General features: G+C 56.6%; 17 protein-coding genes and 1 riboswitch. Of the genes, 11 read left to right on the top strand and 6 right to left on the bottom strand.

The window, feature by feature from the left end:
- The first annotated feature begins 21 nt into the window (after nt 1-21).
- Nucleotides 22-1,452 (top strand): bifunctional D-glycero-beta-D-manno-heptose-7-phosphate kinase/D-glycero-beta-D-manno-heptose 1-phosphate adenylyltransferase HldE, encoded by a 1,431-nt coding sequence (gene hldE / locus ABIE11_RS13490; protein ID WP_429184680.1) that lies wholly within the window; start codon nt 22-24, stop codon nt 1,450-1,452.
- Between the two features lie 139 nt (nt 1,453-1,591).
- On the opposite strand, the gene ubiK is transcribed toward hldE, so the two are convergent.
- Nucleotides 1,592-1,885, bottom strand: coding sequence for a ubiquinone biosynthesis accessory factor UbiK (ubiK, locus tag ABIE11_RS13485; protein ID WP_100778888.1), 294 nt, complete (start codon nt 1,883-1,885; stop codon nt 1,592-1,594).
- Nucleotides 1,886-2,122: 237 nt separating this feature from the next.
- Nucleotides 2,123-2,273, top strand: a riboswitch (FMN riboswitch).
- 106 nt (nt 2,274-2,379) lie between these two features.
- On the opposite strand from ubiK, the gene ribB reads away from it, so the two are divergent.
- Nucleotides 2,380-3,033: a 3,4-dihydroxy-2-butanone-4-phosphate synthase gene (gene ribB / locus ABIE11_RS13480; protein WP_095283406.1), complete on the top strand. Its 654-nt coding sequence runs from the start codon at nt 2,380-2,382 to the stop codon at nt 3,031-3,033.
- 31 nt (nt 3,034-3,064) lie between these two features.
- Here ribB and zupT read toward each other — a convergent pair whose 3' ends face one another.
- A complete protein-coding gene (gene zupT, locus ABIE11_RS13475; RefSeq protein ID WP_100778889.1) occupies nt 3,065-3,838 on the bottom strand; it encodes a zinc transporter ZupT in 774 nt (257 codons plus the stop codon).
- A 196-nt stretch (nt 3,839-4,034) separates the two neighbouring features.
- Here zupT and ygiD point away from each other — a divergent pair, with 196 nt between their 5' ends.
- Nucleotides 4,035-4,823: a 4,5-DOPA dioxygenase extradiol gene (gene ygiD / locus ABIE11_RS13470; RefSeq protein ID WP_123428408.1), complete on the top strand. Its 789-nt coding sequence runs from the start codon at nt 4,035-4,037 to the stop codon at nt 4,821-4,823.
- Between the two features lie 89 nt (nt 4,824-4,912).
- On the opposite strand, the gene ABIE11_RS13465 is transcribed toward ygiD, so the two are convergent.
- The 3 genes from ABIE11_RS13465 to tolC form a co-directional block, all read right to left on the bottom strand.
- Nucleotides 4,913-6,073, bottom strand: a complete 1,161-nt coding sequence (locus ABIE11_RS13465; protein WP_429184679.1) for a glutathionylspermidine synthase family protein — start codon at nt 6,071-6,073, stop codon at nt 4,913-4,915.
- A 2-nt stretch (nt 6,074-6,075) separates the two neighbouring features.
- Nucleotides 6,076-6,741 carry a DUF1190 family protein gene (locus ABIE11_RS13460; RefSeq protein ID WP_100778892.1) on the bottom strand — a complete coding sequence of 222 codons (666 nt, stop codon included), beginning with the start codon at nt 6,739-6,741 and terminating at the stop codon, nt 6,076-6,078.
- Between the two features lie 159 nt (nt 6,742-6,900).
- Complete coding sequence (gene tolC / locus ABIE11_RS13455; protein WP_429184678.1) at nt 6,901-8,379, bottom strand: outer membrane channel protein TolC; 1,479 nt, start codon at nt 8,377-8,379, stop codon at nt 6,901-6,903.
- A 202-nt stretch (nt 8,380-8,581) separates the two neighbouring features.
- Between tolC and nudF the strand changes: the two genes are divergently transcribed.
- Genes nudF through parE form a run of 5 tightly spaced genes read left to right on the top strand, consistent with a single transcriptional unit; the run spans nt 8,582 to nt 12,989 of the window.
- Nucleotides 8,582-9,214: an ADP-ribose diphosphatase gene (nudF, locus tag ABIE11_RS13450; RefSeq protein WP_100778894.1), complete on the top strand. Its 633-nt coding sequence runs from the start codon at nt 8,582-8,584 to the stop codon at nt 9,212-9,214.
- Nucleotides 9,211-9,633 carry a DUF1249 family protein gene (locus ABIE11_RS13445; protein WP_102104786.1) on the top strand — a complete coding sequence of 141 codons (423 nt, stop codon included), beginning with the start codon at nt 9,211-9,213 and terminating at the stop codon, nt 9,631-9,633. The genes nudF and ABIE11_RS13445 overlap by 4 nt, the downstream gene beginning before the upstream one ends.
- Before the next feature lie 27 nt (nt 9,634-9,660).
- On the top strand, nt 9,661-10,488 hold the full coding sequence (gene cpdA / locus ABIE11_RS13440) for a 3',5'-cyclic-AMP phosphodiesterase (RefSeq protein ID WP_100778895.1): 828 nt from the start codon (nt 9,661-9,663) through the stop codon (nt 10,486-10,488).
- On the top strand, nt 10,488-11,069 hold the full coding sequence (yqiA, locus tag ABIE11_RS13435; RefSeq protein WP_102104785.1) for an esterase YqiA: 582 nt from the start codon (nt 10,488-10,490) through the stop codon (nt 11,067-11,069). The genes cpdA and yqiA overlap by 1 nt, the downstream gene beginning before the upstream one ends.
- Before the next feature lie 27 nt (nt 11,070-11,096).
- Nucleotides 11,097-12,989, top strand: coding sequence for a DNA topoisomerase IV subunit B (gene parE, locus ABIE11_RS13430; RefSeq protein ID WP_102104784.1), 1,893 nt, complete (start codon nt 11,097-11,099; stop codon nt 12,987-12,989).
- A gap of 85 nt (nt 12,990-13,074) precedes the next feature.
- Here parE and ABIE11_RS13425 read toward each other — a convergent pair whose 3' ends face one another.
- Nucleotides 13,075-15,216, bottom strand: coding sequence for a TonB-dependent siderophore receptor (locus tag ABIE11_RS13425; RefSeq protein WP_429184677.1), 2,142 nt, complete (start codon nt 15,214-15,216; stop codon nt 13,075-13,077).
- Between the two features lie 380 nt (nt 15,217-15,596).
- Here ABIE11_RS13425 and ABIE11_RS13420 point away from each other — a divergent pair, with 380 nt between their 5' ends.
- From ABIE11_RS13420 to ABIE11_RS13410, 3 genes are read left to right on the top strand one after another with little or no spacing between them, the layout of a single operon-like run.
- Nucleotides 15,597-16,409 (top strand): ABC transporter ATP-binding protein, encoded by an 813-nt coding sequence (locus tag ABIE11_RS13420; protein WP_429184676.1) that lies wholly within the window; start codon nt 15,597-15,599, stop codon nt 16,407-16,409.
- Complete coding sequence (locus ABIE11_RS13415) at nt 16,406-17,389, top strand: FecCD family ABC transporter permease (RefSeq protein ID WP_429184675.1); 984 nt, start codon at nt 16,406-16,408, stop codon at nt 17,387-17,389. The genes ABIE11_RS13420 and ABIE11_RS13415 overlap by 4 nt, the downstream gene beginning before the upstream one ends.
- Nucleotides 17,386-18,438 carry a FecCD family ABC transporter permease gene (locus ABIE11_RS13410; protein ID WP_429184674.1) on the top strand — a complete coding sequence of 351 codons (1,053 nt, stop codon included), beginning with the start codon at nt 17,386-17,388 and terminating at the stop codon, nt 18,436-18,438. The genes ABIE11_RS13415 and ABIE11_RS13410 overlap by 4 nt, the downstream gene beginning before the upstream one ends.
- Nucleotides 18,439-18,443 lie beyond the last annotated feature (5 nt).

Raw genomic sequence — 18,443 nt, 5'->3', positions numbered from 1 at the left:
TGAATCTTTCTGGAGTCAGGAATGAAAGTAACACTGCCAGAGTTTGAACGTGCTGGGGTTATGGTTGTCGGTGATGTGATGCTGGACCGCTACTGGTACGGGCCGACAAGCCGCATCTCCCCGGAAGCACCGGTCCCGGTCGTCAAGGTCGATACCATTGAAGAGCGTCCCGGCGGCGCGGCAAACGTGGCGATGAATATTGCTTCTCTCGGCGCGCATTCGCGTCTGGTAGGACTAACCGGCATTGACGATGCGGCACGCGCGCTCAGCAAAACGCTGGCCGACGTGAACGTGAAGTGTGATTTCGTTTCTGTGCCAACGCATCCAACCATCACCAAACTGCGCGTGCTGTCCCGCAACCAGCAGCTGATCCGCCTCGACTTTGAAGAAGGTTTTGAGGGCGTGGATCCTGAGCCGCTGCACGAGCGTATCGCGCAGGCGCTGGGCAATATCGGCGCACTGGTGCTGTCTGACTACGCCAAAGGCGCGCTTGCTAGCGTACAGCAGATGATTCAGCTGGCGCGTAAAGCGGGTGTGCCGGTGCTGATCGACCCGAAAGGGACCGATTTTGAACGCTATCGCGGCGCGACGCTGCTGACGCCAAACCTCTCCGAATTTGAAGCGGTGGCGGGCAAGTGCAAAAACGAAGAAGAGATCGTCGAGCGCGGGATGAAAATCATCGCCGATTTCGACTTCTCCGCGCTGCTGGTGACCCGCTCTGAGCAGGGCATGACGCTGCTGCAGCCGGGCAAAGCGCCGCTGCATATGCCGACCCAGGCGCAGGAAGTGTACGACGTGACCGGTGCAGGCGATACGGTGATTGGCGTGCTGGCGGCGACGCTGGCGGCGGGCAATTCACTGGAAGAGGCTTGCTACTTTGCCAACGCGGCGGCAGGCGTCGTGGTCGGTAAGCTGGGGACGTCTACCGTTTCGCCGATCGAGCTGGAAAATGCGGTACGCGGACGTGCGGATACCGGTTTTGGTGTGATGAGCGAAGACGAGCTGAAAACTGCGGTGGCTGCGGCGCGCAAGCGCGGCGAGAAAGTGGTCATGACCAACGGCGTCTTCGACATTCTGCACGCCGGCCACGTTTCGTATCTGGCGAATGCGCGTAAGCTTGGCGATCGTCTGATTGTCGCGGTGAACAGCGATGCGTCTACCAAACATCTGAAGGGCGAAACGCGTCCGGTGAACCCGCTGGAGCAGCGCATGATTGTGCTCGGCGCGCTGGAAGCGGTCGACTGGGTGGTCTCTTTTGAAGAAGACACGCCACAGCGTCTGATTGCTGGCATTCTGCCGGATCTGCTGGTGAAGGGCGGCGACTATAAGCCGGAGCAGATTGCGGGGAGTGAAGAGGTCTGGGCCAACGGCGGCGAAGTGATGGTACTCAATTTTGAGGACGGGTGTTCCACCACCAACATCATTAAGAAGATCCAGAAAGACAGCCAGTAAAATGGGATTGGTGCGGGCTGATGCTCCCACTTAACCTTCTCCACAGTGAGAGGGTGCAAATACAAAAAACGGCAACTGAGGTTGCCGTTTTGTTTTCCGATTTGCAGGCCGGGTTAGGCGCAGGCGCCACCCGGCTTTTTTATGCTTCGTCGACGGGCGGAATCGCCGGTGCCGGTTTCACTTCTGCGGGCTGGCTGCGGTTTTCCAGCTCGGTCAGGCGTTGCTCCAGCAGCGCCAGCTTTTCGCGGGTGCGCAGCAGCACTTGCGTCTGCACGTCGAACTCTTCACGGCTCACCAGATCAAGACGCGTCAGCTGCGACTGCAGCACCTGGCGGATTTTCTTCTCGACGTCATCGCCAAACTCACGAATACCTTTCGGCATAGATTCATGAACCTGACGGGCAATTTGTTCAATTTTTTTCGGGTCAATCATGGTCGTTTCCCTTGATCAGAAGGTGTTAGCGAACATTGTAGCGCGTTACCCGCGATCTTTTGCACAAAATCATTTGCGATGCGGTAAGCGTGAAATCCACCCAAAGTCACATTAACGATGTGAACGGGGGTTGAGGGGGCCGTCGACGCAGAGGCAATTTGGATGATGAAATGCAAATCCAGAATTGTTTGATGCTTATGCATTGCCCAGCATAATCAATAGCGTTATAGTTATCTCGCTTATTCTCAGGGCGGGGCGAAATTCCCCACCGGCGGTAAATCAGCCTTGCGCTGAAAGCCCGCGAGCGCTTTGGGTGAAAACTCAAAGGTCAGCAGATCCGGTGTAATTCCGGAGCCGACGGTTAGAGTCCGGATGGGAGAGAGTAACGATCAAGCCGGGCAAGGCCCGCTCACGTTATTTTTTTACCGCTTACGCGGTGCTCCTAAGACTGCCCTGATTCTGGTAACCATAATTTTAATGAGGTTTTTTTTACCATGAATCAGACGCTACTTTCCGCTTTTGGCACCTCTACTGACCGTGTAGAGCTTGCTCTTACCGCACTCCGTGAACATCGCGGTGTGATGGTTCTCGATGATGAAGACCGTGAAAACGAAGGCGATATGATTTTCGCCGCTGAAACCATGACCGTTGAACAGATGGCGCTGACCATTCGTCACGGCAGTGGCATCGTGTGTCTTTGTTTGACCGACGAACGTCGTAAACAGCTCGATCTGCCGATGATGGTCGAAAACAACACCAGCGCATTCGGTACCGGTTTTACCGTTACCATCGAAGCTGCGCACGGTGTGACCACCGGCGTTTCTGCTGCTGACCGCCTGACGACCGTGCGTGCCGCCACCGCGGATAATGCTAAGCCATCAGACCTGAACCGTCCTGGCCATGTTTTCCCACTGCGCGCGCAGCCGGGCGGCGTGTTGACGCGCGGCGGCCACACTGAAGCGACCATCGATCTGGTGACGCTGGCAGGCTTTAAATCTGCGGGTGTGCTGTGTGAACTGACCAACGATGACGGCACCATGGCGCGCGCGCCAGAGTGCATCGAGTTTGCGAAGAAACACAATATGGCTGTGGTGACCATCGAAGATCTGGTGGCCTACCGCCAGGCGCATGAACGTAAAGCCAGCTAAATAAAAAACGCCGGGTTATCCCGGCGTTTTTTTATCCAATTCCTGCTGTTTGTAGCAGTACCAGACTTAATCCCATCACCGACATTCCACATAGCACGCCGTAGCTGGGGTTATTGTTAGGGTCGATCTCTTTCGCCAGCGGCATCAGTTCGTCTACGGACAACGCGACCATAATCCCCGCCACCGCAGCCATAATTGCGGCCATTACCACCGGGGAGATCATGCTACCCAGAATCAGCCACGCCAGCACGCCGCCTAATATCTCCGCCAGACCCGAAATCCCGGCCCAAAAGACCGCCGTGCGTTTTGAGCCTGTGGCCGCATAAACTGGGCCAGCGACGGCCAGTCCTTCAGGAATATTGTGCAACGCCACCGCCAGCGCAATCCCAAAGCCCAGTTCAAGGTTATTGCTCGCCGTCACGTAGGTGGCGACACCTTCAGGGAAGTTGTGCAGACTGATGCCGAGGGTGAGCAAAATGGCCGTGCGTTTGATGTTGCCGTGCGACGGTTTGACGCTTTTCTGCATCAGATCCTGCGGATGCGCATGGGGTAACATCCGGTCGAGACCGAAATACCCCAGAAGGCCCACGACGAACATGCCGTAGCCGAGAACCGGCGACATCCCCTCGGTACCGAGTGCCGCAGGCAGCATCTCCATCAGGGAGATCAGCAGCATAATCCCGGCGGCAAAGCCGAGAGAAAACGCCAGCACGCGGTTCGAAGGCTTTTGTCCGAGCACGCCAAGAATGGCACCGATGAAGGTGGCGGCACCCGCAAGTATCGTCAGAATCAAGGGTACTGACATTCAATGCTCCTTATGATAATGATTCTCATTAATGTTAATGACTAATCTGCTGCAAAGCGAGAGGGCATTCACGGCTTTACATATTTCTTACATTCAAATTTTCTGAAGATCTTCATCACGCTTATTTGAGTTCTTGTTGTGCAGATAGCGGGTAATGTAGTGACATTAAATAAACACCCTATGTAAGGATATCACCATGACTTCTTCTCGTATGCCAGCACTGTTTTTGGGCCACGGTAGTCCGATGAACGTTCTGGAAGATAACGTCTATACGCGTGCCTGGCGTCACCTGGGCGAGACGTTGCCGCGTCCGAAAGCCATCGTGGTGATCTCTGCACACTGGTTTACGCGCGGCACCGGCGTCACGGCCATGGAAGCACCGAAAACCATTCATGATTTTGGCGGCTTCCCGCAGGCGCTGTATGACACCCATTACCCTGCACCGGGTTCGCCAGCGTTGGCACAACAACTGGTGGAGCTGCTGGCGCCTGTTCCGGTGACGCTGGATAAAGAGGCCTGGGGTTTCGACCACGGCTCCTGGGGCGTGCTGATCAAAATGTATCCGGACGCCGATATCCCCATGGTGCAGCTGAGCATCGACAGCACCAAACCGGCGGCGTGGCACCTTGAGATCGGTCGCAAGCTGGCAAAACTGCGCGATGAAGGCATCATGCTGGTGGCGAGCGGTAACGTGGTGCACAACCTGCGCACGGCCCGCTGGCACGGTGAAAACACGCCATACCCATGGGCCACGTCGTTCAATGATTTTGTAAAAGCCAATCTCACCTGGCAAGGACCTGCGGAAGAACATCCGCTGGTGAACTATCTGGATCACGAGGGCGGTTCGCTCTCTAATCCAACGGCGGAGCACTTCTTGCCGCTGCTGTACGTGCTGGGCGCGTGGGACGGCAGTGAACCGGTGACCGTGCCGGTGGATGGGATCGAGATGGGCAGTTTGAGTATGCTGTCGGTGCAAATTGGCTAACGAAAAGCCCGGTAGCGCTGCGCTTACCGGGCTTCAGGTTCGTGCGATTTGCAGGCCGGGTAAGGCGAAGCCACTACCCGGCAAATCCATCACTCCACAAAAATATGCGGATAGAAGCGCGACAGATCCTGGGTGATCAACGCGCGATCTTCGCGAATCCCAATCCCCGCAGGCTGATCGTTGATAAGCCAGCTGCCAATCAGCACATAGCTGTCGCCAAATTTCGGCAGCGGATAGAACTCCTGCACGATCATCCCTTCTTCGCCGTACGGGCCTTCCGCCGCTTCGAGGGTTTTACAGTTTTCAATAATGGAAACGTTCGCCCCTTCGCGGGAGAAGATCGGCTTAATGACGTATTTATCCATCGGCGGATAATCATCTTCGGCGAAATACGCAGGCAGCAGGTTAGGGTGATTCGGGAACATCTCCCACAGCATCGGCAGCAGCGCTTTGTTAGAGATAATGCTCTTCCAGGCCGGTTCCAGCCAGCGCACGCCCGCGTCTTCCAGCTTGGTGGAGAATACTTCACGCAGCATGTATTCCCACGGATAGAGCTTGAACAGGTTGCTGATCACCTGGTCCTGCGTATCCGTAAACTGGCCGCGCTCGCCTAAACCGATATCTTCGATATACAAGAACTCAGTCGCCACTTCCGCTTCGGCTGCGCAGTCCTGCAGATACTGCACGGTCCCGCGATCTTCAACGGTATCGCGACAGCAGGCCAGATGCAGATAATTAAATCCGTGCTGCTCGCGCAGTTCAGCGAAGCGCTCGATCAATTTTTCCTGCAAGGAGTTGAACTGATCGCTGCCTTCCGGCAGGTTGCCCGCCGCCGCCTGATCTTCAAGCCAGATCCACTGGAAGAACGCCGCTTCGTACAGGGAGGTCGGCGTATCGGCGTTATTTTCCAGCAGCTTAGGATCGCCTACGCCGTCCCACGCCAGATCGAGGCGTGAATAGAGTGAAGGCTGGTGGGTCTGCCAGGCGTGACGTACAAAACCCCAGGTATGCTTTGGAATGCGGAATTTGGTCATCAGCTCATCGCTGGCAACCACCTTTTCCACCACCTTGAGGCACATCTGGTGCAGTTCGGCAGTTACCTCTTCCAGTTTTTCGACCTGGGCGAGGGTGAGCTTGTAATAGGCATCTTCACACCAGTACGGTTCGCCGTACATGGTGTGGAAGTTGAAACCATATTCGGTGGCTTTTTCGCGCCAGTCCGGGCGCTCGACAATACTGACTCGTTCCATTATCAGCCGCCCATTGAGCGAGTGGTGGAACCTGTCGCGCTACGCTGCATGGTCGCTTGTTTCGCTACGGAGTCGCCAAAGCCACCGCGCGTCACGGTGCTGGTGGTCGCAGGTTTTGGCGCCATCGCGGTTTTCGGAACCGTCATCGAACGGCCTGGCGTCGCTGCGCCGTAGTTTTTGCCGCTCGCATCGGTGTATTTACCGTAGGCCGGGCTGGACGGATTTTTGGAGCTGAACAGCGGCTGCTGCTGGAAGCCCATTCCGCCGCCCATCATGCGGCCCATCATGTAGCCTGCCATCAGCGGCATCCAGAAGCTGCCGCTGGACTGGGCCTGCGCCTGGTTTTCAGGTGCCATGCCAGCCTGAGCCGGTGCCTGCTGGCACTGACCTTCACCGAACTCGGCGATACAGTCTTCACGGGTGGCGTATTTCGGCGCGGTTCGTTCTGCTTCTTTCAGGGCATTGTTATAGGCAGTGGTACATTCCGCGCTTTTACCGGTGGCTGACGAGCAGTCATCGGCATTCTGATACATCGATACTGTTTCATCGGATTGCTCACAGCCTGCCAGCATAAATACGGCGGTGAACGCCAGGGCGACAGGGGTGAGATGGCGAGCGTTCCAGTTTTTGCGGAACGAAGCGTGATTAATCGTTTTTGTCCGTTTCATTTTGTCTTCCAGGACCCAGTGGTAGAACGAAGTAAATAAGGCTCAGGATAGAGGATGAGTGGTCGAAAATGAAGCGCAGAGGGGGATTCGGGGGGATCTTTACGTTGGCTTACGTTCAAATGTGACCCTCTCCCGAAAGGGAGAGGGATTATTCAACAATTAGTTACGGAACGGGTTGTTTCCGGTGCTATTTGTTGTGGTGGTGCGAGCCGCGGCTGGCTCAGCGGCAGGGGCGGTGCTGTTGCCATTGTAGCCATCAGCGCTGGCGTCCTGCTGTGGGTTTTCCGGAGCAACGCTTTCAGGCGTTGTTGAAACCGGTTTACCCAGCGTGCTGTTCAGCATTTGCAGATCCTGCTCGTTCAGCGTACCCAGCGCGGATTTAATATTCAGCTGGTTAATCAGGTAATTATAACGAGCGCTGGAGAGCTGTTGCTTCGCGTTATACAGCGTGGTGGTCGCATCCAGCACATCAACGATAGTACGCGTACCGACGGAGTAACCTGCTTCCATCGCATCCAGGGAGCTTTGCGCAGACACAACGGCCTGTTTGTAAGCGTTGATGCTGCTGATGGAGGCGTTCACGTTGTTAAAGGAAGAACGAACGGTCTGAACCACATTGCGGTGCGCGCTTTCAAGCTGCTCGCTTGCGCCAACAAAGTTGTACTGTGCCTGTTTCACCTGAGAGTTCACCATGCCGCCCTGGTACAGAGGCAAAGAGAAGTTCAGGCCGATTTTGTTCTGTCCCTGGTTGCTGTCATCGAATTGGGTGGTGTTGGTTTTTGAGCCACTGTAGGTAGTATCAGAAACACCCGTCGATGCGGTCAGCCCCACGGTTGGCAGATGACCATCCTGCGCCTGGCGGATTTGCTCGCGCGCCAGATCCTGGCTCAGACGAGCCTGCAGCAGCGCCAGGTTACGGTTTTCAGCTTCTTTCAGCAGGGCGTTAACCGCCTGCGGTTTGTCAGTCTTGAAGTTATCAACGTTCAGAGACGCCAGCTCTGGGTAGTAATTGCCGGTCACCTGACGCAGAGATTCGAGTGCGTTGTCGAGGTTGTTACGGGCAGTTACTTCGTTCGCCAGCACGCTGTCGTACTGTGAACGGGCGTTCTGCACGTCAGTGATGGCGACCAGGCCTACGTTGAAACGCTGGGTGGTTTGGTCCAACTGACGGTAAATCGCCTGTTTCTGCGCTTCGGTGTAGGAGAGCGAGTCGATCGCGCTCAGCACGTTGAAGTAAGCGGTAGCGGTGTTCAGGATCAGCGTTTGCTGATCGGTCTGATAGGTTACGTCCTGAATACCGGCGCTCTTTTCCTGCAAGGAGAGGGCACGCCATTTGGACATATCAAACAAGGTCTGCGTTAATTGCAGTGAGGCGCTGGTGACATTGGAGTTCACACCGTTGCTGTCACGGAATCCATTGCTGTAGGTATAATCTGCACCTAAACCCAATTGCGGCAGCAGCGGGCTACGTGCTTCATTAATTTTTTCGAACGCAGCATCACGGTCGGCGGCTGACTTACGCAGCTCAGGGTTGCCCAGACGTGCTTGCTGATAAACCTGTAACAGGTTTTCTGCCTGGCTCATCGCGCTGAAGCCCGTCAGGCTCAGGCCGATAAGGATGGGGAGCAATTTCTTCATTTGCATTCCTTGTTGTGAAGCAGTATTAGCGCTGATCTAATTAAAAATAATTGCCGATTCTAACAGAATCATCCACGCCAAAAGGTTGGCGTTACGTGCCATCTGGCGGTAATTTGCACCAATCTATCATATAGCCTGTCAAACGGCAGCCAAACAGCCTTGAAATTCATGATTTCAACACAATTGTGACCAGGATATCGCCATGCAAAAACCAGATAAGTTGCCAGTGACGCTCTCTAAAAACGATGTAGAAATTATTGCACGGGAAACGCTTTATAGCGGTTTTTTTTCACTGGAACTTTACCGTTTTAGGCATCGCCTGTTTAACGGTGAAATGAGTGGCGAAGTTCGACGTGAAATTTTTGAGCGCGGGCATGCCGCAGTCTTGCTACCCTTTGACCCAGTGCGTGACGAAGTGGTATTGATTGAACAGATCCGGATTGCCGCGCTGGATACCAGCGAAAGCCCATGGCTGCTGGAGATCGTCGCGGGAATGATCGAAGAGGGCGAAACGCCGGAAGAGGTCGCCCGCCGCGAGGCGCAGGAAGAAGCCGGGCTGATTGTCGGCCGGACCAAACCGGTGCTGAGCTACCTGGCAAGCCCAGGTGGAACCACCGAGCGCTCTTCCATTCTGGTGGGTGAAGTGGACGCCACGACCGCACAAGGTATTCACGGTCTGGCAGATGAAAACGAAGACATTCGTGTTCATGTGGTGAGTCGGGAGCAGGCTTATCAATGGGTCAATGAGGGGAAAATCGACAACGCAGCGTCTGTCATCGCTTTGCAATGGCTACAGCTGCATTATCAAGACTTACGAAAAGAGTGGAAAAAATGAAGCGTTATACACCTGACTTCCCAGAAATGATGCGTCTGTGCGAGACCAACTTCGCACAATTACGTCGCCTGTTGCCGCGCACCGATGCGGCCGGCGAAACGGTGAGCTATCAGGTGAGCAATGCGCAATATCGATTAACGATTGTGGAATCCACTCGCTACACTACGCTGGTCGAGATTAAACAAACGGCGCCGTCCGTCAGCTACTGGAGCCTGCCGTCGATGACCGTCAGGCTTTATCACGACGCGATGGTGGCTGAAGTGTGTTCGAGTCAGCAGATCTTTCGCTTCAAAGCGCGATATGATTATCCTAATAAAAAGTTGCATCAACGCGACGAAAAGCATCAAATTAACCAGTTTTTAGCTGACTGGCTAAGATATTGTTTAGCACATGGAGCAATGGCTATTCCGGTTTGTTAGCGTCATAAACCTACCTAAGGACACCATTTGGAAAGCCTGTTGAACCTGACTGTTGCTGGTGGGGCGCCAGTCAGGATATTACAAATTACTGATACTCACCTGTTCGCCGAAAAGCATGAAACGCTGCTGGGTGTGAATACCTGGGAGAGTTATCAGGCTGTACTTGATGCCATTCACCTCGAAAATCGCGACTGTGATTTGATCGTTGCGACGGGGGATTTGGCACAGGATCAAAGCGCCGCGGCCTATCAGCATTTTGCTACAGGGATCGCGAGCTTCAGCGTGCCTTGCGTCTGGTTACCGGGTAATCATGACTTTCAGCCCGCCATGTACAGCGCGCTTCAGGACGCGGGTATTTCACCGGCCAAGCGTGTGTTCGTGGGCGATCATTGGCAAATTCTGCTGCTGGATACCCAGGTCTTCGGCGTGCCGCACGGCGAGCTGAGCGATTTCCAGCTGGAGTGGCTCGAAAGCAAACTCATCGACGCACCCGAACGCCATACCCTGCTCTTGCTGCATCACCATCCGCTCCCGGCGGGATGCAGCTGGCTCGATCAGCACAGCCTGCGCAACTCTGCCGCGCTCGACCGCGTGCTGTCGAAATATCCCCATGTGAACAATCTGCTGTGCGGACACATTCATCAGGAACAGGATCTCGACTGGAATGGCCGCCGTCTGCTGGCGACGCCGTCGACCTGTGTGCAGTTTAAACCGCACTGCGCCAACTTCACCTTAGATACCATCGCGCCGGGATGGCGCTGGCTGGAACTCCATGCGGATGGCCGGCTGACCACGGAAGTGTGTCGTCTGGAAGGGGCACAGTTCCGTCCAGATACCGCTTCAGAAGGATACTGATGTCTACGCTCCTTTATCTGCACGGGTTTAACAGCTCGCCGCGCTCCGCGAAGGCGACCCAGTTTCGCCAGTGGCTCAGCGAACATCATCCGCATATCGAGATGATAGTCCCGCAGCTGCCGCCGTATCCGGCGGATGCGGCAGAGATGCTGGAGTCCATCGTGATGGAACACGGCGGGGAATCCTTCGGCGTTGTCGGCTCGTCGCTCGGTGGTTATTACGCCACCTGGTTGTCCCAATGCTTTATGCTGCCAGCGGTCGTCGTCAACCCGGCGGTACGCCCGTTTGAGCTGTTGACGGACTTTCTCGGCCAGAACGAGAACCCCTACACCGGGCAGCAATATGTGCTAGAGTCTCGCCATATTTACGACCTCAAAGTGATGCAAATAGACCCGCTTGACGCGCCGGATCTCCTCTGGCTGCTGCAACAGACGGGTGATGAAGTGCTGGATTACCGCCAGGCGGTGGCGTATTACGCCTCTTGCCGCCAGACTGTAGAAGAAGGCGGAAACCATGCTTTCACGGACTTTGAGAATCATTTCACCCAGATTGTCGATTTTCTTGGGCTGCACAGCCTCTGACAACCAATGCGAATTGCTAGCTAAATCATGACGCAAACCTATAACGCTGATGCCATTGAGGTACTCACCGGGCTTGAGCCGGTTCGCCGCCGCCCTGGGATGTACACCGATACCACTCGCCCAAACCACCTGGGCCAGGAAGTTATTGATAACAGTGTGGACGAAGCGCTGGCAGGCCATGCCAAACGCATCGATGTGATCCTGCATGCCGACCAGTCCCTCGAAGTGATCGACGACGGGCGTGGTATGCCGGTCGATATTCACCCGGAAGAGGGTGTCCCTGCTGTTGAACTGATCCTTTGCCGTCTGCACGCGGGCGGTAAGTTCTCCAATAAAAACTACCAGTTCTCCGGCGGCCTGCATGGCGTGGGGATCTCCGTGGTTAACGCCCTCTCTAAGCGCGTGGAAGTGACCGTGCGCCGCGACGGCCAGGTCTACAACATCGCCTTTGAAAACGGCGACAAAGTTCAGGACCTGCAGGTCATCGGCACCTGCGGCAAACGCAATACCGGGACCAGCGTCCATTTCTGGCCCGACGAAAGCTTCTTCGACAGCCCACGTTTCTCCGTTTCGCGCTTAACGCACATTCTGAAAGCGAAAGCGGTGCTGTGCCCTGGCGTTGAAATTACCTTCAAAGACGAAGTGAACGGCAGCGAGCAGCGCTGGTGCTATCAGGATGGTCTGAACGACTATCTGGGCGAAGCGATTAATGGCCTGCCAACCCTGCCAGAAAAACCGTTCCTCGGTAACTTCTCCGGTGATACGGAAGCGGTCGACTGGGCGCTCTTGTGGCTGCCAGAAGGCGGCGAACTGCTGACAGAAAGCTACGTCAACCTGATCCCGACAATGCAGGGCGGTACGCACGTCAACGGTCTGCGTCAGGGGCTGCTGGATGCGATGCGTGAGTTTTGCGAATACCGCAATATCCTGCCGCGCGGCGTGAAGCTGTCGGCGGAAGATATCTGGGATCGCTGCGCGTATGTCCTGTCGGTCAAAATGCAGGACCCACAGTTTGCCGGTCAGACCAAAGAGCGTCTCTCTTCGCGCCAATGCGCGGCCTTTGTCTCCGGCGTGGTCAAAGACGCCTTCAGCCTGTGGCTGAACCAGAACATTCAGACGGCAGAAATGCTGGCTGAAATGGCGATTTCCAGCGCCCAGCGCCGTATGCGCGCGGCGAAGAAAGTGGTGCGTAAAAAGCTGACCAGCGGTCCGGCTCTGCCGGGTAAACTGGCCGACTGCACGGCGCAGGATTTGAATCGCACCGAACTGTTCCTCGTCGAAGGTGACTCGGCGGGCGGCTCAGCCAAGCAGGCGCGCGACCGTGAATATCAGGCGATCATGCCGCTGAAGGGTAAGATCCTCAACACCTGGGAAGTCTCCTCCGATGAGGTACTGGCGTCTCAGGAGGTGCATGACATCTCGGTTGCGATCGGCATCGATCCGGACAGCGACGATTTAAGCCAGCTGCGTTACGGCAAGATCTGTATCCTCGCGGATGCGGACTCCGATGGTCTGCACATCGCCACGCTGCTGTGCGCCCTGTTTGTGAAACACTTCCGCGCGCTGGTGAAGAACGGTCACGTTCACGTTGCGCTGCCGCCGCTGTACCGTATCGACCTCGGCAAAGAGGTCTATTACGCCCTGACGGAAGAAGAGAAAGCGGGTGTGCTGGAGCAGCTGAAGCGCAAGAAAGGCAAACCTAACGTGCAGCGCTTTAAAGGACTGGGTGAAATGAACCCGATGCAGCTGCGTGAAACCACGCTGGACCCCAATACTCGTCGTCTGGTGCAGCTGATTATCAGCGACGAAGACGAGCAGCAGACCAACGCAATGATGGATATGCTGTTAGCCAAGAAGCGTTCCGAAGACCGACGTAACTGGTTGCAGGAAAAAGGCGATATGGCGGATATTGAGGCCTGATGTCCTCATGCTGACTCACTCCCGAAAGGGAGTGGGAATAAATTCTAAGCCCGGTAAGCGTAGCGCGCTACCGGGCTTTTTTACATCAAAAATCCATCTTCACCGTAAACTGCACTTCACGCGGATCGCCAATTTGGTTCCCCAGGTTATTGGTACCAATCGACGACGTGTAATAAGTCTTATCAAACAGGTTTTTCACGTTCAGCTGGAGCGTCACCGGATGCTGCAGCTTCAGTTTGTACGCGGCAAAAGCGTCGGCCACCACGTAGCCCGGCAGATAATAATCCGCGCCGTTAGTGGCGGAGCGACGACTCACGCCATGCCCGCCGCCGCCGAGCGTCAGGGTATTCCCGCCGATCACATTGTTAATGTCGTAAGTCAGGAACAGAGAACCTGTGTGACGCGGTACGTTTGGCAGCGGTTTACCGGCGTAATCCGGATCTTCCAGCACCTTTGCGTCCGTGTAGCCATAGCTGGCGATCACATTGGTGTTCTCGGTTAAACGGCCTGCCAGATCCACTTCCACGCCCTGCGAACGCACGCGCCCGGCAGTTTTCGCCACCGTCTCATCACCGACGCTCTCGGTGTAGAGCACGTTGCGTTTATGGATATCAAACAGCGCGATATTGGCGGTAATGCCGTCGAACAGGTCAAACTTCGCGCCCACTTCGTAGGCATTGGATGTTTCCGGCGGCAGGTTGCCAATGTAACTGGCGATGGACGACTGCGGCATAAACGTCTGCGAGTAGTTGGCGAACAGCGACACCGACGGCGTGAGCTTGTAAACCAGCCCCGCTTTCGGCGTCCACTGGTCGTCGCGGCTGTCGGTATTGACGTTAAACGGACGGCCTTTCCCCGCATACTGCGTGTAGGACTGATAGCGCAGGCCGGTGACGGCGATCCATTTATCCGTCAGATAGAGGGCATCCTGTACGTAGGCGGAATAGCTCTCCTGCTTGATGGTCTGATCGCTGTCCGACGCCGACACGGTCGTGCATTTGCTCAGATTGCCGTAGGACGGGTTGTAGATATTGAAATCTTTAACGTTCTTACAGCGGATCATATCCGTGCGCAGCAGATCGTAATTCTCATAAGAGACGCCGGTCAGGATCTCATTGTAAAACCCGGCAATATCCACGTTCCCCTGCAGATCCGCGCGGGTGGAGTGCATACGCTGAGTCGAGCCTTGCGTGGCGTCCACGCGGCGGGTCAGATTGCCGGTGGCGGAATCGTAGGCCATCACGCGCGCCTGGTTATCCGTGTATTTATCCTGGCTAAAGCTGTAGTCGAATTTGGCGGTCCACTGGCTATTGAGACGGTACTCCGCGTTCAGCTGGGCCAGATCGGATTCACCGTCGGTAATGTTGAACGGTTCGTCAAAGCGCGTCTTGCGATCCACATCGACCGGCTGTTTGGTCGTTAAGTCGAAGATCGTGCCGCGATCGAATGGCGTCTGATAATCGCGATGAGAATAGAGCACCGTGACGGTGGCATCATCGCCAAACCAGGTCAGAGACGGCGCGATAAAGGTGCTGCGCTCTTTGCCGAAATTACGCCAGTAATCCTCTCTCTGATACTCACCCGTCAGGCGATACGCCAGACGTGTACCTTCAATCGGGCCGGTCACATCGAGCTGCCCGGTGCCGCCGCCAAAGCTGGTGGAGGTCGCCGAGATCGAACCGCCGAACTCTCTTTCCGGGCGCTTCGTCACTATGTTAATCAGCCCGCCTGGATCGAGGATCCCGTACAGCGTCGACGCCGGGCCTTTCAGCACTTCGACGCGCTCCGTCGAGGCATTAAAGCTGCGCGGGAGCACGGTGCGCAGGCCGTTGGTCATGATCGACCCGTCACGGTTTGCGCCAAAACCACGGCGCACAAACGCATCCTGCGTCCCGCCGAGGGTGTTGGTTTGCACCACGTTGCTGACGTTGTACAGCGCCTCGTCGAGCGTAGTGGCGTGCTGATCTTCCAGCACCTGATCGCTCACGGTATTGACCACCTGCGGGATGTCCAGCATCGGCATAGTCGTGAGCGTGGCGGTGGAGGTGTTCAGCGGCTGATAGCCGTTAGTGGCATCGGTTTTCGCAGAAGGATCGGCGGTGACGGTCAGCGTTTCGCCGTCTTTCGCGGTGGTGCTGTCAGCCGCCTGCGCCAGTGGCGCGAGGAACAGCAGTGAAAAGAGCGCGCGCCCTTTAATCCCAGAGAATGAAGGTGTGTACATAGCCATTGGATCTGTTTTCCCGAAATACCCGCGCATGGTCGCGAGTGAAGATGGTGTGTCATTGCCCGTAAAGCGCTACCCGTTTGCCTGTGCGGAGTCGGGTATGTAATTGAGAATCATTCAATCATGCAGGAATGTAGTAGTAAATGGAAAAAATCAAAATTCGGCTACAGCAAAAAATCGCCTGATATGAGATGCCTGTAAAAAATGTAATTCACTGAAAATAATCAATTAATGACTTTCTTGGAACATGCGTATCGGTCGACTAATCCCTGGTTTTTTCAGGGTGTTTATCCCCTTGACTACTACATGGCGCAGCGGCAAACTCACAAAAGAGAATGAGATTTATTTTTATTTATTTGTTATTTGATTAAGTTGGCGCACACGTGGCTCATAACGCGACAAAGCAGGGGTTGGTTGTCGAAAACCTCTCTGCTGGCTATCAGAAAAAAATCATCATCGATGATATTTCCCTCACTATCCCTTCTGAAAAAATGACCGTGCTGGTCGGGGCGAACGGCTGCGGGAAATCGACGCTTCTTAGTACGATGGCGCGTCTGTTGCAGCCGATGGGCGGCGCGGTGCTGCTCGACGGTAAAGTCCTGCACGATCAGCCAACCAAAGCAGTTTCACGCGAACTGGGCATTCTGCCGCAATCGCCTTTGCTGCCGGAAGGGCTGACGGTATTTGAGCTGATCTCGCGCGGGCGTTTTCCCTGGCAGAATTTTATGCGCCAGTGGACCGATGCCGACGAACAGGCCGTGGAAGAGGCGCTGCGTCTGACCGGCACGCAAGCCTTCGCCCATCTGCCTGTCGAGAGTCTCTCGGGCGGTCAGCGCCAGCGCTGCTGGATCGCTATGGCGCTGGCGCAGCAAACGCCAGTGATTCTGCTGGACGAGCCGACGACTTTTCTCGATCTGCGCTATCAGGTGGAGATCCTCGAACTCCTGCACGATCTCACCCGTCACCACGGCCGGACGGTGGTGGTAGTCCTCCACGATCTGAACTTTGCGGTGAACTACGGCGATACGCTGGTCTTCTTACGCGAAGGCAAAGTGCAGGGCGTGCTTCATGAGGACGACGTCTGCACGCCGGAACTCATCAAAACGGTGTTTGATGTCGATGTGCAAATGTCGATCAACCCGATGACCGGCAAACCGTTCTTTATCCCGTTTCGTCGCGGTAGCGAAAAAGCATGATGCGCACAGGACTGGCTTCTGCTCTGTTTTTGGCGCTGCTGCTTATGAGCGCGATTGTCCATCTGGGCCTCGGCGCGCGGTTTATCGCCCCGCAGACCGTGGTGCAGGCGTTTCTGGCGTTTGACCCGCACAACTTCGATCACAATGTGATCATTAATCTGCGCCTGCTGCGTCTGGCGGCAGCGCTTACTACCGGCGCTGCGCTCGGCGTGGCGGGTGTACTGCTGCAGGCGGTGATCCGCAATCCATTGGGTGAACCGCATATTCTGGGGCTAAACGCCGGAGCCGCACTGGCAGTGGTTTTAACCAGCGCCCTCGGGCTGGCGCTGCCGTTTGGGCGGCCGCTGATTGCGGCGGCGGGCGCGGCACTCCTGTTCCTGCTGGTGCTCGCGCTGTCGTCTGCCGGTCGCACTGGCCTAACGCCGATGAAAGTGACGCTCTGCGGCGTAGCGCTGTCGGCGTTCGCCTCATCCATCACCGCAGCGGTGCTGATCCTTGATGAACAAACCCTGCTGGCGATGCGCACTTGGCTGGCGGGCGATCTGGCAGGCTTAAGCTGGGCGGCCACGCAAAACGCCGCCTGGGTCGCGGCGGGCGGATTGGCCCTTTCCATAGCCATTTCACCTTCCCTGAACATGCTGGCGCTGGGCGATCGCATGGCGCAGGGGCTAGGCGTGTCCCTTATCCGCACGCGGATACTCGCGCTGATCGCTATCGCTTTATTGTGCGGTGCCGCCGTGTCGATCGCCGGGCCAATTGGGTTTATCGGCCTCGTCGTTCCGCAGCTGATTCGCCGTCTGGTGTCGGTGGATTTGCGCGTCATGGTGCCGCTCTCGGCCTGCTGCGGCGCGCTGGTGTTACTGCTGGCAGATATTGCCGCGCGCACCCTGTTTATGCCCCACGAACTGGCGACCGGCGTGATGACCGCGCTGGTGGGCGCGCCCGTGTTTATTCTGATTGCCGCGAGGATGTTCCGATGAGCCGGGCTGTGCTGCGCGCCGAATTACGCCCGCTGCGTTGGGGCCGATTTTCAACCCTTATCCGCCCCAAAGCGCTGGCATGGTTAGCCGTTTTAACCGCGTTGATCTCCGCGCTGCTGGTCATGGGCCTGACCCACGGCACACTTCCGGTTCCCACCTCAGACGTGGCGCGCGCGCTGTTTTCTCCTGACGCTCTTAGCCCCGACGCGCGCTACATCGTGCAGGATATCCGTCTGCCGCGCCTGCTGATGGCAGTGCTCTGCGGGGCGATGCTGGGCATGGCGGGCGCAGCGATGCAGTCCATCACCCGCAACGGTCTGGCCGATCCGGGGCTGATCGGCGTGAAAGAGGGGTGTAGCGTGGCGGTACTGCTGCTGATTTTCCAATTCCCGGCGATGTCAGTGTTCTGGCGTCCGGTCGTGGGGATGGCGGGCGGCTTGATGACGGCGCTGCTGGTGGTGGTGCTCGCCCGCGATATTTCTCGTCCGCGTTTTATCCTGATTGGCATCGGCGTCTCCTGGACCTTCGCCGCCGGAATGGGCGTCTTTATGACAACGGCAGACGTGCGCGACGTGCAGACCGCGCTGCTGTGGCTGGCTGGCAGCCTGCATGCCGCCAGCTGGCCGCTGGTGAGCGTGGCGGCAGGCTGGGCGCTGCCCGGGTTTGCGCTGCTGCTGTTAACGGCCCGCGCGGCAGATGTCGCGCTGCTCGGTAACCAGACGGCCACCGGGCTGGGCGTGCGCACCTCACGTCTGGCGCTGATTCGCGTGCTGGCCCCGGTGCTGCTGACGGCCGCCTGTGTGTCATGCGTCGGGAGCATTGGATTTGTCGGTTTGATTGCGCCGCACATGGCGCGTTTTCTGCTGCGCGGCGGCCAGACCACGTTGCTTGTGGGCAGTGCGGCGCTGGGCGCGCTGCTGGTTCTGCTGGCAGATAATGTCGGGCGGCTGGCGTTTCTGCCGCTGCAACTGCCTGCGGGCATTGTTATCTCGCTGATTGGCGGGCCGTTTTTCCTGGTGCTGCTCTGGGCGCGCCGGGACCGGTTTTAAAAGGG

The organism is Lelliottia sp. 489 (assembly GCF_050435885.1).
Taxonomy (GTDB): Bacteria; Pseudomonadota; Gammaproteobacteria; order Enterobacterales; family Enterobacteriaceae; genus Enterobacter; species Enterobacter nimipressuralis.
Note: the sequence above shows the minus strand (reverse complement) of the source record. Positions and strands in the feature narration are given on the sequence as shown.